A 25,133-nucleotide genomic window follows, 5' to 3' on the forward strand; every position below is an offset into this window, starting at 1 on the left:
CATTCGTCATTGTGCAAGCTCAGGATGGGAGCGCTCCCAAGTCGCTCCTATTCCGCGGAGATCGTTGTGCGAATTGTCAGTCTGGCGAGCGCCGTCCTGCTCGCCGTCACGGGCCTGAGCGCCCCGGCGCAGGCGAAAGCCGCCGCCGACACGCGCGTCGACGTCGACGTGCGGGCCGGGCTCGCCACCGTCGGGGACGTAGCGCTCGGCGTCAACCACGCCGTCTGGGACTCGCAGCTGGGCACCCCGGCCGTCACCGACCTGCTGCGGGACGCCGGCGTGTCGATGGTGCGGTACCCCGGCGGGTCGTACGCCGACATCTATCACTGGAAGGACCACACCGCACCCGGCGGGTACGTCGCCCCGGACACCGACTTCGACACGTTCATGGCCGGCGCGGCGCGGACCGGGGCCGAGCCGATGATCATCGCCAACTACGGCACCGGGACGGCGCAGGAGGCGGCCGACTGGGTGCGCTACGCCAACGTCACCAAGGGGTACGACGCGACGTACTGGACGATCGGCAACGAGAACTACGGCAACGGGCACTACGGGTCGGCGTGGGAGGCGGACGACCACGCGGACAAGAGCCCGGCGGAGTATGCGCGCACCGTGGTCGCGTACGCGGAAGCCATGAAGGCCGTTGATCCTGACATCAAGATCGGTGCCGTGCTCACGATGCCCGGCAACTGGCCCGACGGGATCGTGGGCGAGGGCGATCAGGGCACCTGGAACCAGGAGGTCCTGACCCGCGCCGGATCCGTGATCGACTTCGCCGACGTGCACTGGTACCCCGGCGGCGCCACCCCCGCCGAGGCGCTCACCAAGCCCGCCCACATCGAGGACGCCGTGCGGTTGCTGCGCGAGCAGATCGACACGTACGCGGGCGGCCGCGACATCGGCATCAGCATGACCGAGACGAACGTCGACGTGGGCAGGAACACGCAGCCCGGTGCGCTCTTCCTGGCCGACGTCTACAGCGGATTGCTCGCCCAAGGCGTCTTCACCGTGCACTGGTGGAACGTGCACAACGGCCTCGACAAGGTCAGCACGGTGGCGGGACAGACCGACTACAACGACTTCGGCCTGCTGTCCAGCGGCAACTGCACACCCTCCGGCGACGTGTGCCAGCCACCCCTCAACACCCCCTTCGCGCCCTATCACGCCTTGCAGCTCATGGGCCAGTTCGCCCACCCCGGAGACCAATTCATCGGTACGGGCTCCAGCGCCGGCCTGGTCAGCACCCACGCCGTCCGCCGGGCCAACGGCGACGTCGCCGTCCTGCTCATCAACAAGGACCCGGACGCCGCGCACACCGTCGCGCTGAACTACCACGGCTTCACGCCCGCCCCGGCGGCTCCCGTGGTGAGCACCTTCACGAACGGTGCGGCCGGGGTGACTACGGGCCCGGCCGGCTCGGCGGATTCGCAGACGCTGGCGCCGTACTCGATCAGTCTGCTGACCCTGCACCCGGCCGGCGCCGCGACCGGCCCCGCAGCACCCGCCCAGCCGGCCGCCACCGTGACCGACCGGACCGCCACGATCTCCTGGTCTGCCACCGGCCTCAAATACGAGGTCTACCGCCAGAACAACGGCGTCTCCGAGCTCCTGGGGGAGACGACCGGCACGTCGCTGACCGTCCGCAACCTCGAGCCGGGCCGCCGCTACACGGTCAATGTCCTCGCCCGCGACGCCGCCGGCCGCCTGTCCAAAGCATCCCCACCGGTGACCTTCACAACAGGAACGCCGGCGACGGCCGCCTGCACGGTCAAGTTCCGTGACACCAACGACTGGGGCAACGGCTACGTCGGCTCGATCGACATCACCAACAACGCGGCCGCCGCGGTCAACGGCTGGACACTGACCTTCACCTGGCCGACCGCCTGGCAGAGCGTCAGCAGCGGCTGGAACGCCACCTGGACCCAGACCGGCCGCACCGTCCGCGTGACCAGCGACACCGCCCTGGCCGCCGGCGCCACCACGAACGTCGGCTTCGTCGGCGCCTACAGCGGACCGAACGTCCTCCCCGCCGTCTTCACCCTCAACGGCACCGTCTGCACCAGCGCCTGAGCGCTGCCCCTGCCGGGCCACGACCAGTTGCATCGGGTCGTGGCCCGGCTGCGTGCGTCGATTTTGTCCGGCCTGCTCAGTCGTAAGCGGCGGGCGGGTCATGATCTCCCGCTGCCGACAGGAGATCCGGCCGAGGGGGTGGGCATCCGCGAAATCATGTTCCCGACAGATGTCACCCGCACGAGTGATCGCCTCGCGAGAAAAGCATGATCAGTCACGAGATTCCGAAGATCGGCAATGCGTGTTGCCTGTTGCCAGATTAGGCATGCCCGCGCGATGGATTGCTTCCGTCATGAGGAGGGTGCCAGGCTTCGCCGGTCCTCATCGGCCGGCCGTCAGCCGGACTCGCATTTCGGGAGACAGACCCCTTGCCGCCCTCCATCTTTCTCAATTACCGATCGTCGGACTGCGCCTCTCTCGCCGTCGTGGCGGAACGCGAGATCAACAATGTCCTCGGTGCGGGTGCCGTCTTTCGCGACAACAGCAGCATTCCCCTGGGCACCGATTTTCGCACTTATCTGTGGCGGCGGCTGTTCGCTTGTGAAGTCCTGCTCGCGCTGATCGGCCCGCACTGGTGGGACCCGATCGAGCCCGGTGGCCGGGCTCCTGTCATGAACCCGGACGACTTCGTGCGCCGCGAGCTCGAAGCGGCTTTGACCTGGAACATCCAGGTCATTCCCGTCGTCACCGAAGGCGTCGGCAAGCTCACCGGCCGCCAATTCCCGGCGTCGCTGGAGTCCCTGCCGTACCGGCAGTACCACGAGGTCAGGACGCGTAGCGCGGACACCGACCTGCGAGAGCTCGCGCACAGGCTCGGCGATCCCGAGAGGCAATCGTCCGCGCCATCCGCCGGCGGAGTCTCGATGCGCGACAACCGCGGCATTGTCCAGACGGGCAGCAATTCTCAGGCGACGCAGCACTTCGGATCGCGGCCGGACGATGACTGAAACGCCGGACACGGAGGAACAGGCCCCAGCCGAACCGGAAGCCGTTCCGCAACCGGAACAGCCGGTACCCGAGCCGCCGCCCGGGACCGGCGGAAGCGCTCCCGCATCGCCGCGGGTTGAGACCGGTGGTTCCGCGAGCGAGAAGGACTCGGACGCCGGCGTTCCCGAATCGGCCGACGAGCAGGACAGGGCGGCGCAGGCGAAGGTTTCCGCCGACTACGTCCGGGGCAAGCGCCCGACCGGCAAGACGGCAGGGCTGGGTGAGTCGGAAAGCCTCGACGAGGCGGCCGAACTGCGCCGCCTCGTCGATCGGGACTTTCACCGCTTCGCCCCGTCCCTGTCGTCCAACAGCGGAATCTTCACCGCCGGTGACGACAGCGTTGCGGTGCAGCAGCAGGTGACGGTCGTTGTCAACGACGCCCGGCAGATCAGCGTGCTGCGCTCCACCTACTCCGGCGAAGCCGTGCGCCAGTTCACGGAGACCTACCTGCCGGCGCCGGGCTTCGACTACATGCTGACCACTCTGACGGACAACTTCGTCGTCGTGGTGCAGGGCGTCGAAGGCTCCGGCCGGCGGGCCACCGCTGTGAACTTGCTGCACGAGCTGGGTCTGCTCCCGATCTCCGTGCTGGACGTGGACCAGGCGGTTCCGCTGCGCGACATCGTGGAGCGCAAGCTGTTCGAGAAGCGCGGCGGTTACATCCTCGACCACTGGCAGCCGCTCGAGAACAACACTCTCGACGCACTGGGACAGCTGGCCAGGGAGGCCCGCAGCCTGATCGTCGTCGTGGCGAACGGCGAGGCCGCCGCATGCCCGCTGACGGCCGGTGTGCGCCACCCGGCTCCCGCGGCACGTGATGTGCTGGGCAAGCACTTGACGTTCCAATTACGCGATCACAACTGCACCTCCTGCACCGGCCCGCTCGACGTCCCTGCCTACGTGACCCGCCGCCTCGACGAGATCGACCGGATCCAGCCGTACGCCCTGCCCGGGAAGATGCGGGAGGTCGTCGACCTGGCCCGGGTGCTGGCGGAGAACCTGCACACCGACGTGGCGACTGCGGTTCTGGTCGAGCGTGACCGGGCCAGCCTGCGCAAAATCGCCTCGGATGCGATGCGGCTGGGTCCCGGCGGGACCGGCGGCACCGAACGCTGGCAGTCCTTCCGCCTGGCCTACGCGGTTTTCGACGGGTTTCCCCTGCGGCAGGTCTTCGAGGCCGCCGAGCTGCTGGCCCGTGAGGTCCTCCCGATCTTCGAGACGAGGGAAAGCCCGCCCGACCACGTCGTCTTCGAGGGCGCGGTGTCCGAGCTGTTGCTGGACTCGATGTACATCGCCGACCCGATCGAGCAACTCGCGACCGCGGAGGTCGTCCCGCGCCGTGCCAGGCTCGTGGACCCGGCGCTCACCCGGATGATTCTGGACGTCGTCTGGAACGACTTCGACTCGGTTCATCTGCCGCTGCTGACCTGGCTGGACGTCCTGGCGGAACACCCCAGCGCGTACGTCCGGGTGCGCGCCGCCCAAGCCGCCGCCCTGCTGGCAGGCTTCGATTTCGACCAGGTCTACCGCGCGCTGATCAGGCCTTGGGCCGAGCGTGGCCTGGCCTACCGGCAGTCCGCGGCGGCGGCCCTGCAGCTGGCTGCCGCGGAGGCCCGGCTGGCAGGCCGGGTGCACCGGCAGGTGAGCGACTGGGTGCGGTCGCCCAATCCGAACCTGCAGGACAGCGCTGCCCGGGCGTTGAGCACCACCATCGGTGCTACCGATCCCATCGGCGCCGTGGACAAGCTGCGCGACCTGGCGGGACGGCCGGACCTCGCCGTCAGCAACGCCGTCGGGCTCGCGATGGTGTCGTTGTTCGCGACCGAGGCCGCGACGCTGGTGCTCGACGAGCTCACCGCCTGGGCCTCCGGCCGCAACGTGCACCGCCGCCGGCACGCGGTGCGAGCCGTCCTGCTGCTCAGCCGGACCGCCGGGGGCAAGGGCGCGACGGACTTCTCGTCGGTGCGGGACTTCGTCGGCGCCGACGACCTGCGGCTGAGCACGCTGGCGGCGCTGTGGCGGGACGCCCTCATCGGCCCGGACACGGCGGGACTCGCGTGGGAGCCGCTACGCCGGTGGTTGATCTCCGCCGACGAGGACCGCTCACTGGACAGTTTCGTCATCGATCTGGCGTCGCGCGTGCTGCTCGGCGTGGACCGCAGCCGCGCCCTCTTTCATCTGCGCCTCTGGCGGAGCCGGCACCCGCAGTCGCCGACCGTCGCGCGCCTCTTCGAGCTCGTGCAGAAAGGTTGATCAATGACGCAATACCTCACCTTCGGGGCCCGGGTGCGCCGCGCCTGGGACACGTTCTGGGAGAGCCGGCGCCCTGACCCGCCCGTCCCCGAGCAGCGCAGGCCCGACGGTCCCCGCGACACCCTGGAGTACGAGCCGCCGACCGGCTCGGAGGTCCTCGTCGTCGCTTCCCGCGGCGACGTCTTCGACCTGCACCTGATCCCCTACTTCCAGTGGTCGAGCGCCGAGATGGATCTCGACATGCTCGCCGCGCGCAGCGGGCGCTATGTGGAGCCGGCCCGGGGGCGGCTGCTCCGCGAGGTGTGGCGCACGACCCGGGCGCACGGACCGAACGACGCCGCGGCGGCGGAGAAGGCGATCAACAATCTGCAGGTACTGCGCGACGGCTGGTGCTATACGGACGACGAGGGCATGATCCGCTGCCGCCCGACGGTCCGGGTGACGCTGGACCCGCGGCTGCGCGAGCACACGTTGCCGTTCGAACTGGACCGGCTCCGCCTCGACGCGCATCACCGCTATGGCCTCGTGCACGCCGGCTATGTGGAGGAGCGCGCGCAGCGGTGGCTCAAGGTGATCAAGAGCATCGAGTCGATCGAGGAACTCGGCGTGCTGGAGCGGCAGTTCCTCGCGCCGTTCGCGGCCATGCTGACCGACAAGGACTTCGCCTCGACGATGACCCAGCTCGCCAACGTCCGCAACGCCCGCACGAACGACCTGGCCGGCGTCCTCCGGCAGGCCGGCAAGAATCACGAGAGCGTCGGCCTCTTCGAGTTCGCACGCGCCTACGACAAGGCGGTCGAAGCCTTCTCGAGGCAGATGGGCCTGGACCCGTACCACTGGATGCACGACGGCACGACCGTGGGCGGTGCCGAGTGAAGCGGCTTGTTCCCCTCTTCCTGATCGCCTTCGTGCTGCTGGCCGGCTGCACCACTCCCGAAGCGGATCCGAAGACGGACGAGGAGAAGTGCTCGTGGATGACCGGCAGCCGGGCCGGCGACGACGAGAAGCCCCAGGGCAAGATGGCCCTCTTCGTGGACCGCTCGAACTCTGTGCGCGCGGCTTCGGCCAAGGACGAGGCGCCGGACTATCCGGAGGCCCTGGACGCGGAGCTCGATGCGGCGATCGAACGAGAGGATCGAGTCGCCGTCGCGGGCTTCGACAAGGACCTCTCGTCCTTCCGGTCTCAGGGCTTCAACACCCGGTCCACCTATGACAACCCCACCAACAAGAGGCGGCAGCAGCAGACTGCGAAACAGTGCCTGACCGGCGAGGTCGGCGCGACAGCCGCCGAGAAGCCCGCGGACAAGGGCACCGATGTGCTGACCGCGCTGCGCGAGGCTGCGGACTGGGTGGGCGACAGCCCGGGGGCCAAACGGATCGTCCTCGCCACCGACGGCCTGTCCACCACGGGCTGCGCCGATCTGACGAAGGCTTCCCTCAAGGGCAAGAAGGAGGCGGAGAACATCGTCCGGGTCTGCCTCGCCAGGCAGGAGATCACCAAGACGATGCTGACCGGCGTCTCGGTGAGCCTGGTCGGTGTCGGCCGCCCCGCTGCGGGCCGGCCGAGCGCCTCCGCCCAGCAGCTCGCCTGGCTCACCGGCTTCTGGACCAAGGTCTGCTCCGCAGCCGGCGCCGACAGATGTGACGTGTCCACCCAGCCGCTGTCCAAGCCCGGCGGCTCAGGCCGGACGGACCGCGACCTGTCTGATCCCGTCGTGGGCTTCGCGGCGGTCTGGGACATCTCCATCCCGGGAGACGTGCTCTTCGACACCGACAAATGGAATCTGCGCGCCCAGGCCCACGACGTTATCGACCAGCTGGCCGTGGACATCCGCACCGCGGATTACAGCAGCGTCCAGGTCGTCGGGCACGCCGACGCGACGGGGAGCTCCGGGGACAATCTCGTCCTGTCGCGCAAACGGGCCAAGAGCGTGGCCGCCGCCCTCGCGTCGCAGCGCATCGAGCACGTCCGCTGGGCCGGACGAGGCGAGAACGAGCCGGTCTGCACCACTTCCGACGAGGAGTGCTTGCAGCGGAACCGGCGGGTCGAAATCTTGGTGCACCAGGCGTGAGAGGGACGGGACGAGCATGACCAGCACCACCGAATCCGGGCGCTGGCGGGCGCCGGTGCACTGTGACGGGCCGGGCAGCCGGACCCAGCTGCCCGTCCTGCCCCTGGACGAGACGCGGGAGTCCGAGGCCGGAATCCTCGTTCAGGCCTACAGCGACGGCAACGCCGCGCTGGACGCCGCGCACGCCGGCATCGGGCCGGCTTGCGACGCCCTGGCCCGCACGTACTGGGCCGCCGACCAGGCGGTCGAGAGGCTGCACCATTTCATCCGGAGCGGCGGCGCCTTCCGGGCCCACCGTCAGGTGCACCGGATCGACCAGCGGCACGCAGCCGACGGGCCCGAGGACCGCCGGCGCAGGCCGTGGTGGGCGCGGGACCGCGTCGTGTGGCCGGCGGTAGCGGTCAGCGCCTGCTACGACACTGTCTTCCTGGCGGACATCCTCAGCCAGCTGCTCGACTTGAGCGGCACCGCCGCGTACGTTTCCTACCTGCCCGGCGTCGGTATCGCGGTCGGGCTCGTCGTCACTGCATGGCTGCTCGCCACCGCGTACGCCCGGCGCCGCCTGCGGGCTGAGCGCACTCTGTCCCGGGCTCTGTTCGGCCGGTACTTCCGGCGGGAGCGCAAGGAGGACGACTTGCCCTGGCCGATGTGGGGGCTCGCCGTCCTCTTCGGCCTCGGCTTCATCGGCATCCTCGCCGTCTGGGCCCGCAACCGGGCGGTCCTGAGCGGCATGGACCCGCTGGACTGGCCACTCGACCAGCTCGAATACCCCATCGCGGGCCTGCTGCTCCTGCTCACCCTCGCCACCGTCGCGCTCAAGGTCATCGCCCACAACCCCTACGCGGACGACGACGAGGCCGCCCGCAAGGCGGTCACCCGGGTGGAGAAGCAGACCGACGAGCTGCGTGCCATGGCGACGACCAAGCTCGCGGAGCACAGCGTCGCGTGGAGCGCCCTGCAGCAGGTGCTGGCCGGCACCTCTGCCCAGGCCGAGCGCTTCGTCGAGACCGGCCGTGCCCGGGTGCTCGAGCTGCGCTCCGCGCGGATGGTCCCAGGCAAACCCCTGGTCGACAGGCTCACCCCCCTCACGGCCGGGCTGTGGCCGGCCGCCGGCGAGGACGGGCGCGGCACCTCGCTCGTGGAGCAGTTACGGCTGCACACCGAGGTGCTCGACTACGCCCGGGAGCTGGTCGCCAAGCATGCGCCGGCCGGGCTGGAAACGCGGCTAGCGGCGATCGACGAGCGCTTGCTCACTCAGCTGGGTGGTGCCGAGGGCGACTAGGGTGGCTATCGTGAGGGCCATGGCCAGGCCATGTCCCCAGCAGACGGCATTCGGTCCGGAGCTGCGCCGGCAGCGTCTCCAGGCTAGGCTGTCGCTGGCCGAGCTCGGTGCGAAGGTCCACTATTCCCCGAGCTACCTGAGCCGGCTCGAGACCGGCGAGCGACGCCCGAGCGAGGACGTCGCCCGCAAGCTCGATCAGGCGCTCCGGATCAACGGTGTGCTGCAGGGCATGCTGGGCAGGCCAGTTGAGCCGGACGACGGCGCCTCGGAGGGCTGGCTGTCGCCGTACGACATCCAGGCGTCCCCCGTGGCTGGGGAGATCTCGCCCAGCGTCGGCGTGGTGCTCGACGCGATGAGGCAAGGGCTGGTGCACCTCCGGGCGGTCGGGCAGGTCTCGGCCCCCGCGGCCGTGCAAGCCCTGGCCTCGGAGCAGTCTGGCTCGCTGACGGAGGCCTGTGCGGGCTGGACGGTGCTGGAACGGGCGCAGGCCCTGGTTCTCGCCTCCCGATATGCGGAGTTCGCGGGGTGGATGGCGCAGGAAGCCGACGACGACGCGACGGCTTTCCGCCTGACCAGGCGGGCCGCGGCGCTCGCTGCCGCGGCCAACGATCGCGAGCTCGTCGCCTACGCCTTGATCCGTCGCGCGGTCATTCTCCTCTGCAGAGGGCGGCAGCACGCCCGGAAGGTGATCGACCTCGCGCGCCAGGTGCGCGCCGAGGCAAGCGACCCATGGATACGTGGCATGGCCGTGCAGCGTGAGGCTCAAGGATACGCCCTGCTGGGCGAGGACGGACGGTGCCGACGGGCCCTTGACGAGGCGGACGCCCTCGTTTCGGCGCCGGCCGGCGGCGCAGACGCCATGGCTGCGGTCCCGCTCGGCTCGTCCCACGGGACGGACAGCACGACGATCCTGCGTGGTTGGTGCCTCCACGAGCTCGGTGATCCGGACGGCGCTGCGCATGCGCTGACCGCCGGCCTCCGCCAGGTGCCGGGAACGGCGAGCCGGGCCCGTTCCCGGCTGGGCGCACGGCTCGCCCTCAGCCTGACCGGCGCAGGCGACGTGGACCAGGCGTGCACCGTACTGGAGTCGGTGCTGCCGCTGGCGCCACTGGTCGACTCTGCCACCCTCCGCACCGACCTCCGCCGCGTCGGTACCGACTTGCGCCGCTGGCACAACCACGCCGCGGTACGCCTGATCTGGCCCGAGCTGACCGCCGCCACCACGGGAGCGCCCGTGGCGCAGTGACGACCACCCGGCACAACGGACCGCGACCACGGGAGTGTGACTTGTCGACCGAGACGCACATGCAGATGATCCAGACCGTGGTGGCGCGCCTGGCCTCGCAGTCCATGACCATCAAGGGCTGGTCGGTCACGGTGACCAGCGCGATCCTCGGTTTCGGCGCGACCGCGGCCCGGCCCCTGGTGGCGCTCATCGCGGTCTATGTGATCGTCGCGTTCGCCGTGCTCGACGCCTATTACCTCGCCCTGGAGCGGGCCTACCGGGAGCTCTACCGGCAGGCCGGCACCGGCGAGGTGGAACTGTGGGCGCTGGCGGTGGCCCGACCCACGCCCCGGGGGGTGCTGACCGCCTTCCGGAGCCCGGTCATCGTCGTCCTCTACGGAGCTTCGCTGCTTGTCGCGGCATCCGTGATCGCCTTCCTGGCTCTGCGGTGATCGGGCTCAGCCGGCCGGAGTAGCGAGGTGGCCGGTGAGAATGATCGTCCGGGTGCGCTGCGCCAAGGTGAGCGCCGTGACGAGGGTGAGGTGGCCGCCGGTCCGGCTCTCCGTGTCCACCGGTGTCATCGATATGATCCCTACCGGTAATGGGGAGTTGGGGAGGGGACGACCATGAACGGGTTGCGGACGGCGGCCGTGGTGGTGGCTGCGGCGGTACTGCTGGGCGGTTGTGCCAAGAAGGACACCGGCGGCACCACCGAGAGCGGCGTGGCGCTGGTCAAGTCGGGGGCGCTGACCACGTGCACCCACCTGCCGTACGCGCCGTTCCAGGCGAAGGACGACACCGGCAAGGTGGTCGGCTTCGATGTGGCGCTGATTGATCTGGTGGCTGCGAAGCTCGGGGTCAAGCAGGAGATCGTGGACACGCCGTTCGAGGGGATCAAGTCGGGGTCCGACCTCAACGCGGGCAAGTGCGATGTGGCGGCGGCCGGGATGACGATCACCGATGAGCGGAAGAAGGTGCTGGACTTCTCCGAGCCGTACTTCGACGCCACCCAGGCGCTCGCCACGGTGGCCGGCAAGGAGGTCAAGACGCTCGAGGAGCTGAAGGGCCGGCGGGTCGGGGTGCAGGGCGCGACGACCGGTGAGGACTATATCAAGGCGCAGGTCAAGGAGAAGGGCCTCGATGTCGAGGTGGTCTCCTTCAAGGATCTGGCCGCGGCGCAGCAGGCGCTGGCGACCAACCAGATCGCGGCCGCGGTCGGCGACCTGCCGGTGTGGAACGAGTATGTGAAGGCCAACCCCGGCAAGGCGGTTGTCACGGCCGGCTTCGACACGGGTGAGCAGTACGGGTTCGCGGTCAAGAAGGGCAACGCGGAGCTGCTCAAGGCGGTCAACGACGCCATTGCCGCGGCGCGGGCCGACGGGACGTACGACCAGATCTACAAGACCTGGATCGGCGAGAAGCCGGCCAGCTGACGATGAAGCTGAGTCGCCGCCGGCGGCAGCGGGTCCTCCGTGTCGCCGGCTACGTCGTGTTCGGGCTGGCCATCCTGGCCGTGGTGGCCGCCGCGGACTGGGGCCGGCTGTCCGACGCGTTCTTCCGGTCCGACGTGGCCCGGAGCATGTTCCCCGAGGCGATCACCGTCGCCCTGCGCAACACGATCCTCTACACGCTGCTGGCGTTCGTGTTCGGGCTCACGCTCGGGCTGGTGCTGGCGTTGATGCGGTTGTCGTCGATCCTGCCGTACCGGTGGTTCGCGACGGCGTACATCGAGCTCTTCCGGGGTCTGCCCGCGCTGCTCGTTCTCTTCATGGTCGGCTACGGCGTGCCGCTGGCCTTCCCGGATCGCGAGATTCCGGGCGGCGTCTACGGCTCGGTGACGGTCGGGCTCGGGCTCACCGCGGCCGCGTACATGGCGGAGACGCTGCGGGCCGGCATCCAGGCCGTGCCGAAGGGCCAGCTCGAAGCCGCCCGTACGCTGGGAATGTCGCACCCGCGCGCGATGGTCTCCATCGTCCTGCCGCAGGCCTTCCGGATCGTGATCCCGCCGCTGACCAACGAGATCATCCTGCTGACCAAAGACACTTCCCTGGTGTACGTCCTCGGGGTGACCTCCACGACGATCGAGCTGACCAAGTTCGCCGGCGACGCGCTCAACACCCGGGTCAACCCGACGCCGCTCGTGGTCGCCGGCCTGCTCTACCTGGTCATCACGCTGCCGTTGTCGCAGCTGGTCCGGGGTCTCGAACGCCGCGCCGCGAAGGAGAGGTGACCGGCATGTCCACGATCGAGATCGCCGGGCTGCACAAGAGTTTCGGCCGGCTGGAAGTGCTCCGCGGCATCGACCTGGCCGTCGAGCCCGGCGAGGTCGTCTGCGTCATCGGCCCGTCCGGTTCCGGCAAGTCGACGCTGCTGCGGTGCGTCAACCTGCTCGAGGAGCCGACCGCGGGGACGATCCGGGTGGCCGGCGTGGAGGTGACCGATCCCGACTGCGACATCGACGCCGTACGCCGGGGGATCGGCATGGTCTTCCAGCAGTTCAACCTCTTCGGTCACCTGACCGTCCGGGAGAACGTGACCATCGCGCAGCGCCGGGTCCTCAAGCGTAGCCGCGCCGAGGCCACCCGGATCGCCACGGAGAATCTCGCCCGGGTGGGCCTGGCCGAGAAGGCGGACGCGTACCCGGCGCAGCTCTCCGGCGGCCAGCAGCAGCGCGTCGCGATCGCGCGGGCCCTCGCGATGGACCCGCAACTGATGCTCTTCGACGAGCCGACCAGCGCGCTCGACCCCGAGCTGGTGGGCGAGGTGCTCGCGGTCATGCGCGGCCTGGCCGCCGAGGGCATGACCATGCTCGTCGTGACGCACGAGATGGCCTTCGCCCGCGAGGTGGCCTCGCGCGTCGTCTTCATGGACGGCGGCGTGATCGTCGAGCAGGGGCCGCCGGCCACGGTCTTCGGCAACCCGGCCGAGGAGCGCACACGAGAGTTCCTCCACCGCGTCCTCGAGCCGACCCGGGTCAGCGCGACCGAGATCGGCGCCCCCGAGTCCTGACACCTGCGCGTACCACAGCTGTCAGCGTGGCGGTGGCGATCGCGGCGTAGCAGAGCACCAGGCCGCGCCCGTAGTGACCGTCGCTCGGGCCGAGGAGCAGGGGGACGCCGACGACGGTGATCGACGCGGCGGCGGTCAGGGCGCCGGCCACGGCGGGCCGGGCCCGGGGCGGGCACCCGCGCAGGATCAGGGCGCCGGCGCCGATCATGACGGGCAGCAGGATCGCGTCGTGGGCGACCAGCACGGCGGCGAGGAATATCAGGATGCCGGGGTTCACCACCGCACCCGTCAGGCCGTACGCCGACACCAGTGCGCCCGCGACGATCAGCCCGCGCCGGATCGCCCTCATCGTGTCTCCCGCACTCGGATGGCGCCGACCCACTTGGTCTGCATGACGCCGGGGCGATTGGGCGCGATGAGCCGCGCCGGATAGCCGTGGTCGGGGTGCAGCGGCTCACCGCCGAGGCGGAGCGCGATCAGGGTCTCCGGGTCGCGCACGTGCGGTGGCGCCACGGTGCTGACGCGATAGCGGCCACCGGTTTGCAATGACTCCACCACCGCCTCGGCCCGATCGGGATCGGTTCCGGCCAGGGCCACGAGGTCGCGCAGCCGCACGCCGGTCCACGTGCCGGTCGCGCTCCAGCCCTCCACGCAGGCGATCGGGAGCGTGGCGGTGTGCTGCGGCAGCGCTTCGAGGTCGGCGAGGCTGAGGCGCGCGGTGCCCGCCGGGCCGGTCAGCACGAGCCGGTAGTCCGAGGTGACCGACACTCCGGCGGCGGCCGCGGTGCGGTTGACCGGCAGCTGCTGCGGGCCGCTGTGCGGGCGGCGCGGCGCCAGCACCGACAACGGGAGCAGGGGAGCGAAGGTCTGCCCGGCGGTGGCGGCCGTGACGAGCCCGGCCGCGGCCGCCAGCCCGGTCAGGAAGCCGCGGCGGGCGGGGGCGTGGGGACGCGTGAGGGCTTCGCGGACGACCGGTAGCTGGACGCCGATGTGGACCAGCATGGCACCGGCCACAATCCATGCGACCTGATAGTGGGCGGTGGTGAAGAAGAAGGGCATCGGCGTGTACCAGCGCGCCACGTTGAACACCCCGCTGATCACTTGGAACAGCGCTGCCGACACGAGCAGAGCGACGCCGGCCCGTTCCAGGGCGTGTGCGGCCGAACGCACCGCCGGCCGCTGGAACAGACGCGGATAGACCGACCAGAGCTTCGCACCCAGCAGGGGTACGCAGGCCAGCCCGGTCGCCACGTGCAGACCCTGCGTGACCCGGTAGAGCCCGGCCGGCCGGGACGGCCACCAGAACCACCCCGGCGGGTGCTGCACGAGGTGACTGATCATCCCGGTCACGAAGCACACGGCGAACGCGACGCCCAGCGCCAGCCCCAGCCGACTGGTCAGCCGGGCCGACCGCAGCGATGAAGTGAAACTGTCCGGAACCGGTGTCAGGCGCGTTCCAGCGAGGCGAACCACCGTCCGGCCTCCTTCCAGGTCGTCAGCACTCGTAAGGCGTTGGCCGCGGCGAGGGGCGCGAGGTCGTCCGCCGCCACCATCGCCCAGCCGAAGGGCTCACTCGGCGCGCCGCCCGGCACACTGACCCGCACCCGCCCGGACCAGCTGGGCGTTCCGGGCGGGGCGAGCTCGGCGTGCACCCGCCCCGAGCGGGCCAGCAGGTCCCGGCACCGGCGCAGCAGCCGGCCCGGGTCCCCGCCGATCCCGATGTTGCCGTCGGCCAGCAGCAGATGCCGCCACCGGCCGTGCCCCGGCAGCGCCGAGAAGACATCGCGCCGCAGCGCACTCGCGCCGCGCTCACGGGCCAGCCGGACGGCCACCGCGCTCACGTCCACGCCCAGCGCGGGCCGCCCGGGGCCGGTCAGCGCCCGGGTCAGCCGGCCCGGCCCGCACCCCACGTCGAGCGTCGGCCCGTCGCACCGGTCCAGCAGCCCCTGATCACCGGGCAGCGCCGGGCGGACCCAGGCCGCGGCGTCCACCACGTGCGTGACGCCGGCGGGGCCATGCACGGTCAGCCGGGCGGGCTCCCCGGCTGTCGCCCGGTGCAGGACGTTGTCGAAAACGCTTACGGCGGACGGCGACTCGGTCAGAACGCTCACGCCGCCACTCCCGGGCCGAGGGCGGCGACGGCCGCGCGGAACTGGCTGTTCGGCGGGCACAGCTCAGCCACGGCGTACGCGTCCTCGGCAGTGTCAACGTCTCGCAGCACCGGCAGCGTGCCCACCCGTACACCCCGTTTCCGCAGTGCGGCAAGGGTGAGCGATCCGGTGTCCCGCGTCGACATCGGCACGTCGCGCAGCACCGTCGCGTGACCGGGATCGCGCAGCCCGAGTGCCCACCAGCCCCCGTCCGCGGCCGGCCCCAGCACCGCATCGTGCAAACCGGTCGTGAGCGAATTGAGCGCAGCGCGCAAAAGCCCCGGCGTGACCTGCGGCGTGTCCATGCCGATGAGCAGGGTGGCCGTACCCGGACGAGCGGTGTCGGCAAAAGCGTGCGCGATGCGCTCACCCAGCGAGTCGCCGCGCTGAGCCATGCGGAGCCAGCCGGACGGCGCCGGATGATCGCCGTCGACAACGAACGTTCCCGCCCCGGCCGCGGTCCCGGCGTCCAGGGTGTCGGCGAGGGCGGCCGCGGCGATCGCAGCGGCCTGCTCGGGCGTGCAAGGTGGGCACAGGCGCGTCTTCACCCGGCCCGGCACCGGCGTCTTGGCCAGGACCAGGAGCTGGGTGGTCATCGGGCCAGCACCGCGCTCATGTCGCGGACAGCGCGGACCGTCCCCCGGACCGTTCCGGTCACCTTCGACCGGGTGCCGGCGGCCCGCGGACGGTAGGTGACGTCGACCTCCTGGACCGGCCAGCCCGCCCGGCCCGCGGCGATCAGCAGTTCGAGGGGATAGCCGAACCGGCGGTCACGCAGGCCGAGAGCGAGCAGGTCGGCGCGGCGGGCGGCGCGGACCGGGCCGATGTCGTGCACGTCCAGCCCGGTGGCGCGGCGCACCCGCCGGGCCAGGAAGGCGTTGGCGAGCCGGGCGTGCGCGGGCCAGGCCCCATGGTCCACCGGCCGCCGGCGACCCACGACGAGCCGGGCTGCCCCGGCCGCAATCGGTTCCACCAAGCGAGGCAGCTCGGCCGGGTCGCACGAGCCGTCGGCGTCCAGCACGCACACCACCCCGTCCGCCGGATCCACGGCGAGGATGCCGGTATGCACGGCCGCGCCGTAGCCGAGAGCCGACTCGGCGACGACCCGGGCCCCCAACCGGCGTGCCGTCTCCGCGGTGCCGTCCGTGGAACCGTTGTCCACGACCGTCACCGCGTAGCCGTCCGGCATCCGCGCGAACAGGCCCGGCAGCGCCGGCGCCTCGTTGAGACAGGGAAGAATCACGTCCACCATGGCGGCGAAGGTATCCCCGCCCACGGCGCGGGAACCGATTCCGGCTCTTACGGATCCCTTACGCCGCAACGCTTTCTTACGAACCCCTGACGGATCGCGCTACGGGCTCCCGGGTGGCGGGGCAGCGCCCTACCGTCGCCCGGATGAGCCATGTCCTCGTCACCGGCGGCGCCGGTTTCATCGGTCGCCACGTCACCGCCGCCCTGCTCGCCGCCGGCCACGACGTCCGGATCCTCGACTCGGGCCACCCCGCCGCGCACAAACGGCCGCTGCCCCCCGACATTCACGGCGTACCCGTCACGCATGCGGATCTGCGCGACGCGGATACCGTCGGTGCCGCGCTGGACGGCATCGACGCCGTCGTGCACCAGGCCGCCATGGTCGGCATGGGCGTGGATCTCGCCGACCTCCCCGCCTACGTGGGCGCCAACGACCTCGGCACCGCGGTCCTGCTGGCGGCCATGGCCAGCGCCGGCGTACGCCGTCTGGTGCTGGCCAGTTCGATGGTCGTCTACGGCGAGGGCGCGTACGAATGTCCCGTCCACGGCCCGGTGCGCCCGGCCCCGCGCGACGTGGCCGACCTGCGCCGGGGCGAGTTCGACCCGCGGTGCCCCCGATGCGCGGCGCCGCTGGATCCAATGCTGGTCGACGAGGATGCCCCGCTCGAACCGCGCAGCGTCTATGCCGCGACCAAGGTCGCTCAGGAGCACTTGAGCGCGGCCTGGGCGGCGGGCACCGGCGGCACGGTGGCCGCCCTGCGCTACCACAACGTGTACGGCCCCGGGATGCCCCGCGACACCCCCTACAGCGGCGTGGCAGCGATCTTCCGCTCGGCTCTCGCCGCCGGCCGCCCACCCCGCCTGTACGAGGACGGCGCCCAGCGACGCGACTTCGTCCACGTTTCCGACGTCGCCCAAGCGAACGTGGCCGCCCTGGAGTCGACGGCCGCGGGTGCGGCAGCGGGGGGTCTCCGGGCTTACAACGTCGCCTCGGGCCGGCCCGCGACGGTGGGGGAGTTGGCGACGGCCCTCACCGCGGCGCTGGCCGGGCCCGCACCGATCGTCACCGGGGAGTTCCGCGCCGGCGACGTGCGGCACGTGGTGGCGTCCCCGGCCCGGGCCGCCGCCGAACTCGGCTTCACCGCCACGATCCCCCCGGCCGAGGGTTTCGCCGCCTTCGCTGACGCGCCGCTCCGCGGATGAACCGCCATCGCTCGACCGGATGCGCGAACGAGCAGTTCGCTCATGCGCGAGGCGGCACTGCGAGGGAGCCCGTGCGGAGCACCGCGAGGGGAACCGCGCGGAGCAGTGCGAGGGGGACCGTGCGGGCCGGGCGCCGGGGGGATGTGGTGGCGGCCGGGGGAGCGGTGGGGTTGTTCGCGCTGGCCGTGGGCGTGGGGGCGGTGCTCTATCTGCTCGGGCGGCCTGTGCACGCCAGTGCCGCGCCGATCACGGGGCTGTGGCGGCCGCACGGTGGCCCCGGGTCGCCGCTCGCTGTGGGCTGCGCGGTCCTGGTCGTGGCGCACGGCCCCGGGCTGAGCAGGACTTTGCCGTGGGGGCGGCTGCTCGGGGCGGCGTACGCGGGCTCGGTGTCCTGGATTCTCGCCCTGGCGCTCGTGGACGGGTGGCATCGCGGCGTGACCGGGCGGCTGACCACCGATCATGAGTACTTGAGCGAGGTGCCGGGCGCCGGTGGGGTGGCCGGGGTGCTGCACGGGTTCGCCGGTCGGATCGTCGACGGGCAGGCGGACTCGTGGACGACGCACGTGGCCGGGCACCCGCCGGGCGCCTTTCTGATCTTTATCGGACTCGATCGGATCGGGCTCGGGGGCGGGACGTGGGCGGCGCTGGTCTGTGTCGCCGGGGCCGGGGTCGCCGCGGTGGCCGTGCCGGTGACGCTGCGCACGCTCGGTGACGAGGATGCCGCGCGGGCCGCGGTGCCGTTCCTGGTGCTCACACCGGGCGCGGTGTGGCTCGGGGTTTCCGCGGACGGGCTGTTCACGGGGGTCGTCGCAGGCGGGCTGGCGTTGCTCGCGACCGCGCTGGTCCGGCGCAGCCCGCTCCTTGGACTCGCCGCCGGCTCGGTGCTGGGCTTCAGCCTCTTCCTCTCGTACGGATTCACGCTGCTGATCGTCCTCGTCGCGGCCGTCGCCCTCCTGGCCCGCCGCTGGAGTGCCCGGGTGATGACCGCTGCGGTGATCGGGGCGGCAGCACCGGTGGTGGCCCTCGCGCTGGCCGGTTTCTGGTGGCTCGACGGCATGCGCCTGGTCAGCGTGCGCTATTACCAGGGCATCGCGGCGGTCCGCCCGTACGCCTATTGGGTGTGGGCCGACCTGGCCATCCTGGCCGTGAGCGCGGGCCCGGCCGCAGCCGTCATCCTCCGCCGCGCCGCCGTTTTGCGCCGTGTGGTCCCGCCCGTGGTGCTGCCGGTCGCGGCCCTGCTGCTCGTGGTGGCCGCGAGCCTGTCCGGCTTCAGCAAGGCGGAGGTCGAGCGCATCTGGCAGCCCTTCGTCCCCTGGCTGCTGGCCGGCGCCGCCCTCATCCCGCCGCCGGACCGCGCCCGCCGCTGGCTGCCCGCCCAGGCGACCGTGGCCCTGCTGGTCAATCATCTGCTGCTCACCACGTGGTGAACGGTAAGAATTCCACAAGGTCCGTCGGCGCCGGGGCAGGCTAGCCTCGGCGGAATGCCCCATGTCCTCGTCGTCGACGACGATCCGACGGTCAGCGACGTCGTGCGCCGCTATCTCGAGCAGGCCGGCTGCCGCGTCCGGCTCGCCGCCGACGGTGCCGCCGCACTGACCGCGGCCGCCGCCGAACGGCCCGACCTCGTCGTGCTCGATCTCATGATGCCGGGGATCGACGGGCTCGAGGTGTGCCGCCGGTTGCGCCGCCGCGACCCGGATCTGCCCGTGGTCATGCTCACGGCGCTCGGTGAGGAGGCCGACCGGGTGCTCGGGCTGGAGGTGGGCGCCGACGACTACGTCACCAAGCCGTTCTCGCCGCGGGAGCTGGTGTTGCGGATCCGATCGGTGCTGCGCCGCAGTGGTCCGGCGAGCGAGCCGGCCGTACTCTCCGACGGGGGTCTGGTCGCGGACACCGGGCGGCGCGTCGCGTCGCTGGACGGGCGGGTGCTCGCGCTGACCGTCCGGGAGTTCGACCTGCTCGCGTTTCTGATCGGGCATCCGCGGCGCGCCTGGTCGCGGGCCGAGCTGCTGGCCGAGGTGTGGGGCTGGCAGTTCGGCGACCAGTCGACGGTGACGGTGCACGTGCGGCGGCTGCGCGAGAAGATCGAGGCGGATCCGGCCGCGCCGCGGCGCATTCTGACCGCGTGGGGCGTGGGCTACCGCTACGAGCCGGTGCCGGCGTGACGGATCAGTTGCTCATCGGCGCGTACGCCCTCGGCGCCGGAGGCGTGGTCGGCCTGGCCGGCCTGATCGCCCTGCGCCTGCTGCACCGCCGCTCGATCGCCCTGCACATCGCCGTGCTGCTCGGCTGCACCGTGGCGGCGGTGGTGGCCGGGGTGGTGACCGTGGCCACCGCGATGTTCCTGTCGGCGCACGATCTGCAGGTCGTGCTGATGACCGTCGCGGCCGCCGCGCTGGTCAGCCTGGCCGGCGGCGTCCTCGCGGGCCGGCGGCTCGCGGCCGCCGCCATGTGGACGGCCCAGGCGCGCGAGCGGGAGCGGCACCTCGAGGCGGGCCGCCGGGAGCTGGTCGCGTGGGTGTCGCACGACCTGCGGACCCCCTTGGCCGGGCTGCGGGCGATGGCCGAGGCGCTGGAGGACGACATCGTCTCCGACCCGGCCACGGTCGCCGACTACCACCGCCGGATCCGCATCGAGACCGACCGGATGAGCCGGCTCGTCGACGACCTGTTCGAGCTGTCCCGGATCAACGCGGGCGCACTCAGGCTCACGTTGGCCCGGGTCGCCCTGGCCGACGTGGTGTCCGAGGCGCTGGCCGCCGCGGCGCCGCTGGCCGCCGCCCGCCGGATCCGGCTGGTCGCGGCGGAGCAGGGCTGGCCGACCGTGCTGGCCAGCGAGCCCGAACTGGCCCGGGTCGTCACGAACCTGCTGGTCAACTCGGTGCGCTACACCCCGGCCGACGGGACCGTGCACGTCGAGGCGGGCGCGGGCGGCGACGGCGCCTGGCTCGCGGTCTCCGACACGTGCGGCGGCATCCCGGAGAGCGATCTGCCCCGGGTCTTCGACGTGGCGTTCCGCGGCCAGCGCGCGCGCAGCCCCGAACCGTCGGGCACCGGGGGCGGGCTGGGGCTGGCGATCGTACGGGGGCTGGTGGAAGCGCACGGCGGACAGGTGGAAGTGGGCAACATCGGCGCCGGCTGCCGCTTCACCGTCCGGCTGCCGCAGCCGGGTCGCTGATGATCGCGCCCTCCGGCGACCGGCGGCACGCGCAGCCGTCGCCGGGGTCCGCTTGGGCGATCGCCTCGGCGAGAACGGTCCGCGCCGCGGTGACATTGGCCCGTACGGTCTGCGCCACCAGATCCGCGGTGACGCTCTCCGCGCTCTCGTGCCAGCAGTCATAATCGGTCACGAGTGCCAGTGCGGCGTAGCAGAGCCCGGCCTCGCGGGCCAGCGCGGCCTCGGGCACGGCGGTCATGCCGATGACGTCCAGCCCCCACGACCGATAGAGCCGCGACTCCGCGCGGGTGGAGAACTGCGGGCCCTCGATGCAGCAGTACGTCGCCCCGTCCACCGTTCCGTCCGGCCCGGCGGTCAGGAGCACCTTGCGCAGCCGCCCGCAGTAGGGCTCCGCCATCGGCACGTGCCCCACCACCCCGCCGCCGAAGAACGTGCCCGCCCGGGCGCCCCGGGTCCGGTCGACGATCTGGTCCGGCACGACCAGGGTGCCCGGCGCCAATCGCTCGGTCAGGCTGCCCACCGCGCTGACCGCGAGGATCTGCCGGACGCCGAGCTCGCGGAGGGCGGCGATGTTCGCCCGGTACGGGACCTCGGCCGGCAACAGCCGGTGCCCGCGCCCGTGCCGCGTCAGGAACGCCACCTCCCGCCCGGCCAGGGTGCCGACCGAGACGGGGGCGCTCGGGGTTCCGTACTCCGTCGTGATCTCCACGGTCCGGACGTCCGCCAGGGTGTCCAGGTCGTCCAGGCCGCTGCCGCCGATGACGCCGATCATGGTCTGCCTCTCTCCGGGGACTCCCACGGTGGCGCGGCGCCCGGGTGCGGCGCCAGAGAGTGAGCCTGTCGGTCATGGGTTCGTAAGGTCTACCGATCATCAACGCGACTCCCGTAGCGTGACGCTGACGAACCCGTCGAGGGGGTGGGCCGTGACCGCCGACGTCTCGGAGCAGCAGGCACGCCAGGTCGCCGAGGCGGCCCGGGAGTCCACGTGGCGCAAGCCGAGCTTCGGCAAGGAGCTGTTCCTGGGCCGCTTCCGGCTCGACCTGATCGATCCGCCGCCGGCCGCCCGCGCCACGCCGCACCCGTTCCTGGCCGAGCTCGCCGGCTATCTGGCGACCGAGGTGGACGGCTCGCGCATCGAGCGGGAGGCGCGCATCCCGGACGAGGTCTTCCACGGCCTGGCCCGGCTCGGCGCCTTCGGGATGAAGATCGACGAGGCGTACGGGGGACTGGGCCTGTCGAATCTCGACTACTGCCGCGCGCTGACCCTGGCCGGATCGGTCAGCCCCGCCGTCGGCGCCCTCCTCTCGGCCCACCAGTCGATCGGGGTCCCGCAGCCGTTGAAGCTCTTCGGCACGCCCGGGCAGAAGCGCGAGTTCCTGCCCCGGCTGGCGGCCGGCGAGGTCTCCGCGTTCCTGCTGACCGAGCCCGACGTCGGCTCCGACCCGGCCCGCCTGAGCACCACGGCCATGCCGGTCGACGGCGGTTACCGGCTCAACGGCGTCAAGCTCTGGGCCACCAACGGCACGGTCGCCACCCTGCTCGTCGTGATGGCGCAGGTGCCCGGCCAAGGCATCACCGCCTTCGTGGTCGAGGGCGACGCCCCCGGCATCACGGTGGAGCGCCGCAACGCGTTCCTCGGCCTGCGCGGCCTGGAGAACAGCGTCACCCGCCTGCACGACGTCTTCGTCCCGGCCGCGAACGTCATCGGCGGCGTCGGCAAGGGCCTGCGCATCGCGCTGACCACGCTCAACACCGGCCGCCTGTCGCTGCCGGCGCTGTGCCTGAGCGCGAGCAAGCGGGCGCTGACCATCGCCCGGGAGTGGTCGGCGGCCCGGGTGCAATGGGGCCGGCCGGTGGGCGAGCACGAGGCCGTCGCCACGAAGGTCGCGTTCATCGCCGCGGCCACGTACGCCATCGAGTCGATGCTCGATCTCTGCTGCGTCCTGGCCGACGACGACCGCAACGACATCCGCATCGAGGCGGCGCTGGTCAAGCTCTTCGCCAGCGAGACGGCCTGGCGGGTCACCGACGAGCTGGTCCAGATCCGCGGCGGGCGCGGCTACGAGACGGGCGAGTCGCTGGCCGCCCGCGGCGAACGCGGCGCCGAGGCCGAGCAGATGCTGCGCGACATGCGGATCAACCGCATCTTCGAGGGCTCGACCGAGATCATGCATCTGCTCATCGCCCGCGAGGCCGTCGACGAGCACCTCGCCGTCGCCGGCGACATCATCGACCCGGCAGCGGGCCTCGGCCGCAAGGCGCGCGCCGGCGTCCAGGCCGGCGCGTTCTACGCCCGCTGGCTGCCCACGCTCGCGGTCGGCCCCGGCCAGACCCCTTCCGCGTACGCGGAATTCGGCCGGCTGGCGGCCCACGCCCGCTATGTCGAGCGCTCCTCCCGCCGCCTCGCCCGGTCGACGTTCTACGCCATGTCCCGCTGGCAGGGCAAGCTCGAGCGCAAGCAGTCGTTCCTGGGCCGGATCGTCGACATCGGCGCCGAGCTGTTCGCCATGTCCGCGGTGTGCGTCCGCGCCCGCTCCGACGCCCGCCCCGAAGCCGTCGAGCTGGCCGACCTGTTCTGCCGCCACGCCCGGCTGCGGGCCGAGGCCCTCTTCGACGCGCTGTGGACGAACACCGACACGGTGGACGTGGAGGCGGCGCGCCGGGTGCTCGGCGGTCGCTACGCGTTCCTGGAGGAGGGCGTGCAGGCCCCGCCGGCCGACCACCCGTGGGTGGCCCGCTACGAGCCGGGGCCCGCCACCGTGCCCGACGTCCGCCGCCGCGTGCCGCCGCCCGCTTAGGGTCTGTCCCGCGGATCAAGGCGGCCGCCGCCGGGCCCAGCTTCCGCCTCGCGGCGCGGTGCGGAAGGTCCGATACAACCCCGGTATCGGACCTTCCGCCCCACTTGCGAGACGAAACCTGGACCTCGCCGGCGACTCGCCTGATCCGCGGGACAGACCCTAGCCCTTACGACTCGCTGCGGCCAGGGCGTCGCGGATGACCTGCGCGCTCGCCGGCGTACCGGGAAGCTCGCCGTAGGGACCGTATGGGGTCACGTAGACCGGGGTGTCCCGCTGGGTGCGCCAGTTCTCGGCGAGCGGCCCGGCGTCCACGGCGTCGAAGCCGAGGCTGTCGAGCAGCTCGGTGACCGCCGCCTTGGCGGCCGCGTCGTCGCCCGCGATCGGCAGCGCGGAGCGGTCCGGGCTGCCGGCCGGGCGGCCCAGCGCCCCCAGGTGCCCGACCCAGATGTTGTTGAGCGCCTTCACGACGCGGGCCTGCGGGAGGTGCGCCTGCAGCAGCTCGCCCGTGGTGCCGGACCCGTCCTCCAACTCGCCGAAGACCCCGTCGCGCTCCGGGTAGTAGTTGTTGGTGTCGATGACCACCTTGCCCGCCAGGGGCTCCGCCGGGACCTCGCGGTAGGCCCGGAGCGGAACGGTCACCACCACCAGCTCACCGGCCGCGGCAGCCTCCGCGGCGGTGGCGGCGCGCGCCTTCGGCCCCAGCTCAGCCACGAGATCGCGCAGCGTCTCCGGGCCGCGCGAGTTGCTCAGCACCACGTCATGACCGGCGGCGACCGCCAGCCGGGCCACGGTGCTGCCGATGTTGCCGCTGCCGATGAGTCCGATAGTCGTCATAGTCAGCGCGAACCCCGCCGCGCCCGCCCCGATTCCGATCGTCGCCCCACCGTGACGGGCAGCACACCGGCTACGCGCCGCGCTGCCTGGCGAGAATGTCGAGCAGCCGTACGTCACTGAGCGCGACGATTCGGCGTACGCGCTCGTCCTCGTGCGTGCCCAGCAGCCGCCGCACCCGCTGCAGAGCCTCGACGTTGGCCGGGTCGATCACGTCGTCGCGGACGGCCGCCCAGAACATGCGCCTGTAGCCGCGCTGCGGATGACGAGCCGCGGCGGCCTCGGCGGCCCGGCGATAGAGCCGGACGACCCGCAGGTCGAGGATCGGGAAGAGGTGCGGCCGCTTGAGGTGCAGGACCTTCGACACCTTGCTGGTACGGATCCTCGGCGCGAGCAGGAGCTCGTGCACCGCGAGCGCCTGGTCGTAGAGCCCGCCGTCCCCGGCCGGGTCGGCTTCCCGCAGATGGGCTCGCGCGGGGATCGCTGCCAGCAGGGGCTGCGTCTGCGCGCCGGCCTGAAGGAAGTGCCCCGGCTGCTGCCCGCCGATCCGGGAATGGATCACCAGGGTGCGCCGGATCTCGTCCGCGGTGATGACGTCCGGATCGCCGGTGGGCCCGAGGTCGTAGACCCGGACGGTCTTGTCGTTGCGCCGGGCATAGGCGGCGAACCGGGCGACGGGATCGGGGACGGTGTGGCCGGCGACGCTGATCACGATCGGGGACATCCGGCCATGCTCGCGCGGCGTCGCCTCCGGCACCATGGCCCGTTCAGCGGTACTCCATGGCCGCCAAGATGGCCGTCGGGCTCCCGGGGCAGGCGGCCGC

Annotated in this window: 25 protein-coding genes; 16 read left to right on the forward strand and 9 right to left on the reverse strand. The window is 71.9% G+C overall.

Annotated elements, in window-relative coordinates:
* The first annotated feature begins 24 nt into the window (after positions 1-24).
* From RAN62_RS24030 to RAN62_RS24065, 8 genes are all read left to right on the forward strand, one after another.
* Complete coding sequence (locus RAN62_RS24030; protein WP_305787001.1) at positions 25-2,070, forward strand: cellulose binding domain-containing protein; 2,046 nt, start codon at positions 25-27, stop codon at positions 2,068-2,070.
* 425 nt (positions 2,071-2,495) lie between these two features.
* A complete protein-coding gene (locus tag RAN62_RS24035; protein WP_305787002.1) occupies positions 2,496-3,017 on the forward strand; it encodes a hypothetical protein in 522 nt (173 codons plus the stop codon).
* Positions 3,010-5,310, forward strand: coding sequence for a hypothetical protein (locus tag RAN62_RS24040; protein WP_305787003.1), 2,301 nt, complete (start codon positions 3,010-3,012; stop codon positions 5,308-5,310). The genes RAN62_RS24035 and RAN62_RS24040 overlap by 8 nt, the downstream gene beginning before the upstream one ends.
* A gap of 3 nt (positions 5,311-5,313) precedes the next feature.
* A complete protein-coding gene (locus RAN62_RS24045; RefSeq protein WP_305787004.1) occupies positions 5,314-6,186 on the forward strand; it encodes a hypothetical protein in 873 nt (290 codons plus the stop codon).
* Positions 6,183-7,382: an OmpA family protein gene (locus tag RAN62_RS24050; protein ID WP_305787005.1), complete on the forward strand. Its 1,200-nt coding sequence runs from the start codon at positions 6,183-6,185 to the stop codon at positions 7,380-7,382. The genes RAN62_RS24045 and RAN62_RS24050 overlap by 4 nt, the downstream gene beginning before the upstream one ends.
* Positions 7,383-7,398: 16 nt before the next feature.
* Positions 7,399-8,664: a hypothetical protein gene (locus RAN62_RS24055; RefSeq protein WP_305787006.1), complete on the forward strand. Its 1,266-nt coding sequence runs from the start codon at positions 7,399-7,401 to the stop codon at positions 8,662-8,664.
* A 19-nt stretch (positions 8,665-8,683) separates the two neighbouring features.
* Positions 8,684-9,910 (forward strand): helix-turn-helix domain-containing protein, encoded by a 1,227-nt coding sequence (locus RAN62_RS24060; RefSeq protein WP_305787281.1) that lies wholly within the window; start codon positions 8,684-8,686, stop codon positions 9,908-9,910.
* A 41-nt stretch (positions 9,911-9,951) separates the two neighbouring features.
* Positions 9,952-10,341, forward strand: a complete 390-nt coding sequence (locus RAN62_RS24065; RefSeq protein ID WP_305787007.1) for a hypothetical protein — start codon at positions 9,952-9,954, stop codon at positions 10,339-10,341.
* Positions 10,342-10,347: 6 nt separating this feature from the next.
* Here RAN62_RS24065 and RAN62_RS24070 read toward each other — a convergent pair whose 3' ends face one another.
* A complete protein-coding gene (locus tag RAN62_RS24070; RefSeq protein ID WP_305787008.1) occupies positions 10,348-10,470 on the reverse strand; it encodes a hypothetical protein in 123 nt (40 codons plus the stop codon).
* Positions 10,471-10,515: 45 nt separating this feature from the next.
* Here RAN62_RS24070 and RAN62_RS24075 point away from each other — a divergent pair, with 45 nt between their 5' ends.
* Genes RAN62_RS24075 through RAN62_RS24085 form a run of 3 tightly spaced genes read left to right on the forward strand, consistent with a single transcriptional unit; the run spans position 10,516 to position 12,898 of the window.
* A complete protein-coding gene (locus tag RAN62_RS24075) occupies positions 10,516-11,322 on the forward strand; it encodes a transporter substrate-binding domain-containing protein (RefSeq protein ID WP_305787009.1) in 807 nt (268 codons plus the stop codon).
* 2 nt (positions 11,323-11,324) lie between these two features.
* A complete protein-coding gene (locus tag RAN62_RS24080; protein ID WP_305787010.1) occupies positions 11,325-12,119 on the forward strand; it encodes an amino acid ABC transporter permease in 795 nt (264 codons plus the stop codon).
* A 5-nt stretch (positions 12,120-12,124) separates the two neighbouring features.
* On the forward strand, positions 12,125-12,898 hold the full coding sequence (locus RAN62_RS24085; RefSeq protein WP_305787011.1) for an amino acid ABC transporter ATP-binding protein: 774 nt from the start codon (positions 12,125-12,127) through the stop codon (positions 12,896-12,898).
* Here RAN62_RS24085 and RAN62_RS24090 read toward each other — a convergent pair.
* The 5 genes from RAN62_RS24090 to RAN62_RS24110 are packed head-to-tail and all read right to left on the reverse strand — an operon-like array spanning position 12,864 to position 16,300.
* Positions 12,864-13,247, reverse strand: coding sequence for a hypothetical protein (locus RAN62_RS24090; RefSeq protein ID WP_305787012.1), 384 nt, complete (start codon positions 13,245-13,247; stop codon positions 12,864-12,866). The two genes, RAN62_RS24085 and RAN62_RS24090, sit on opposite strands and share 35 nt — an antisense overlap.
* Positions 13,244-14,371 carry a molybdopterin-dependent oxidoreductase gene (locus tag RAN62_RS24095; RefSeq protein WP_305787013.1) on the reverse strand — a complete coding sequence of 376 codons (1,128 nt, stop codon included), beginning with the start codon at positions 14,369-14,371 and terminating at the stop codon, positions 13,244-13,246. Before RAN62_RS24095 ends, RAN62_RS24090 begins: the two co-directional genes overlap by 4 nt.
* Entirely contained in the window at positions 14,344-15,009 is a 666-nt protein-coding gene (locus RAN62_RS24100; protein ID WP_305787014.1) for a class I SAM-dependent methyltransferase, read from the reverse strand. The genes RAN62_RS24095 and RAN62_RS24100 overlap by 28 nt, the downstream gene beginning before the upstream one ends.
* Entirely contained in the window at positions 15,006-15,644 is a 639-nt protein-coding gene (locus tag RAN62_RS24105) for a TIGR04282 family arsenosugar biosynthesis glycosyltransferase (RefSeq protein WP_305787015.1), read from the reverse strand. The genes RAN62_RS24100 and RAN62_RS24105 overlap by 4 nt, the downstream gene beginning before the upstream one ends.
* The gene (locus RAN62_RS24110) at positions 15,641-16,300 is read right to left on the reverse strand and encodes a glycosyltransferase family 2 protein (protein ID WP_305787016.1); all 660 of its coding nucleotides are present in this window, start codon (positions 16,298-16,300) and stop codon (positions 15,641-15,643) included. Before RAN62_RS24110 ends, RAN62_RS24105 begins: the two co-directional genes overlap by 4 nt.
* Before the next feature lie 143 nt (positions 16,301-16,443).
* Between RAN62_RS24110 and RAN62_RS24115 the strand changes: the two genes are divergently transcribed.
* From RAN62_RS24115 to RAN62_RS24130, 4 genes are all read left to right on the forward strand, one after another.
* Positions 16,444-17,502, forward strand: coding sequence for an NAD-dependent epimerase/dehydratase family protein (locus RAN62_RS24115; RefSeq protein ID WP_305787017.1), 1,059 nt, complete (start codon positions 16,444-16,446; stop codon positions 17,500-17,502).
* A 164-nt stretch (positions 17,503-17,666) separates the two neighbouring features.
* Complete coding sequence (locus RAN62_RS24120) at positions 17,667-18,929, forward strand: hypothetical protein (protein WP_305787018.1); 1,263 nt, start codon at positions 17,667-17,669, stop codon at positions 18,927-18,929.
* 54 nt (positions 18,930-18,983) lie between these two features.
* Positions 18,984-19,667, forward strand: coding sequence for a response regulator transcription factor (locus tag RAN62_RS24125; RefSeq protein WP_305787019.1), 684 nt, complete (start codon positions 18,984-18,986; stop codon positions 19,665-19,667).
* Positions 19,664-20,680, forward strand: a complete 1,017-nt coding sequence (locus tag RAN62_RS24130; protein WP_305787020.1) for a sensor histidine kinase — start codon at positions 19,664-19,666, stop codon at positions 20,678-20,680. The genes RAN62_RS24125 and RAN62_RS24130 overlap by 4 nt, the downstream gene beginning before the upstream one ends.
* Here the strand turns inward: RAN62_RS24130 and mtnP are convergent.
* On the reverse strand, positions 20,649-21,452 hold the full coding sequence (mtnP, locus tag RAN62_RS24135; RefSeq protein ID WP_305787021.1) for an S-methyl-5'-thioadenosine phosphorylase: 804 nt from the start codon (positions 21,450-21,452) through the stop codon (positions 20,649-20,651). The two genes, RAN62_RS24130 and mtnP, sit on opposite strands and share 32 nt — an antisense overlap.
* A 118-nt stretch (positions 21,453-21,570) precedes the next feature.
* On the opposite strand from mtnP, the gene RAN62_RS24140 reads away from it, so the two are divergent.
* Positions 21,571-23,478 (forward strand): acyl-CoA dehydrogenase family protein, encoded by a 1,908-nt coding sequence (locus tag RAN62_RS24140; RefSeq protein WP_438874539.1) that lies wholly within the window; start codon positions 21,571-21,573, stop codon positions 23,476-23,478.
* A 159-nt stretch (positions 23,479-23,637) separates the two neighbouring features.
* On the opposite strand, the gene RAN62_RS24145 is transcribed toward RAN62_RS24140, so the two are convergent.
* Both RAN62_RS24145 and RAN62_RS24150 read right to left on the reverse strand, forming a co-directional pair.
* The gene (locus tag RAN62_RS24145) at positions 23,638-24,318 is read right to left on the reverse strand and encodes an NADPH-dependent F420 reductase (RefSeq protein ID WP_305787282.1); all 681 of its coding nucleotides are present in this window, start codon (positions 24,316-24,318) and stop codon (positions 23,638-23,640) included.
* Positions 24,319-24,382: 64 nt separating this feature from the next.
* Positions 24,383-25,033 (reverse strand): DUF6308 family protein, encoded by a 651-nt coding sequence (locus RAN62_RS24150; protein ID WP_305787023.1) that lies wholly within the window; start codon positions 25,031-25,033, stop codon positions 24,383-24,385.
* Positions 25,034-25,133: the final 100 nt, after the last annotated feature.

The organism is Symbioplanes lichenis (genome assembly GCF_030709675.1).
Classification (GTDB): domain Bacteria; phylum Actinomycetota; class Actinomycetes; order Mycobacteriales; family Micromonosporaceae; genus Actinoplanes; species Actinoplanes lichenis.

Bases quoted from the DNA above. Each gene is read 5' to 3' on its own strand.
- RAN62_RS24030 (WP_305787001.1), top strand. From the start codon at position 25: ATGGGAGCGCTCCCAAGTCGCTCCTATTCCGCGGAGATCGTTGTGCGA.
- RAN62_RS24040 (WP_305787003.1), top strand. From the start codon at position 3,010: ATGACTGAAACGCCGGACACGGAGGAACAGGCCCCAGCCGAACCGGAA.
- RAN62_RS24045 (WP_305787004.1), top strand. From the start codon at position 5,314: ATGACGCAATACCTCACCTTCGGGGCCCGGGTGCGCCGCGCCTGGGAC.
- RAN62_RS24055 (WP_305787006.1), top strand. From the start codon at position 7,399: ATGACCAGCACCACCGAATCCGGGCGCTGGCGGGCGCCGGTGCACTGT.
- RAN62_RS24060 (WP_305787281.1), top strand. From the start codon at position 8,684: ATGGCCAGGCCATGTCCCCAGCAGACGGCATTCGGTCCGGAGCTGCGC.
- RAN62_RS24070 (WP_305787008.1), bottom strand. From the start codon at position 10,470: ATGACACCGGTGGACACGGAGAGCCGGACCGGCGGCCACCTCACCCTC.
- RAN62_RS24075 (WP_305787009.1), top strand. From the start codon at position 10,516: ATGAACGGGTTGCGGACGGCGGCCGTGGTGGTGGCTGCGGCGGTACTG.
- RAN62_RS24080 (WP_305787010.1), top strand. From the start codon at position 11,325: ATGAAGCTGAGTCGCCGCCGGCGGCAGCGGGTCCTCCGTGTCGCCGGC.
- RAN62_RS24085 (WP_305787011.1), top strand. From the start codon at position 12,125: ATGTCCACGATCGAGATCGCCGGGCTGCACAAGAGTTTCGGCCGGCTG.
- RAN62_RS24090 (WP_305787012.1), bottom strand. From the start codon at position 13,247: ATGAGGGCGATCCGGCGCGGGCTGATCGTCGCGGGCGCACTGGTGTCG.
- RAN62_RS24105 (WP_305787015.1), bottom strand. From the start codon at position 15,644: ATGACCACCCAGCTCCTGGTCCTGGCCAAGACGCCGGTGCCGGGCCGG.
- RAN62_RS24110 (WP_305787016.1), bottom strand. From the start codon at position 16,300: ATGGTGGACGTGATTCTTCCCTGTCTCAACGAGGCGCCGGCGCTGCCG.
- RAN62_RS24115 (WP_305787017.1), top strand. From the start codon at position 16,444: ATGAGCCATGTCCTCGTCACCGGCGGCGCCGGTTTCATCGGTCGCCAC.
- RAN62_RS24125 (WP_305787019.1), top strand. From the start codon at position 18,984: ATGCCCCATGTCCTCGTCGTCGACGACGATCCGACGGTCAGCGACGTC.
- mtnP (WP_305787021.1), bottom strand. From the start codon at position 21,452: ATGATCGGCGTCATCGGCGGCAGCGGCCTGGACGACCTGGACACCCTG.
- RAN62_RS24150 (WP_305787023.1), bottom strand. From the start codon at position 25,033: ATGTCCCCGATCGTGATCAGCGTCGCCGGCCACACCGTCCCCGATCCC.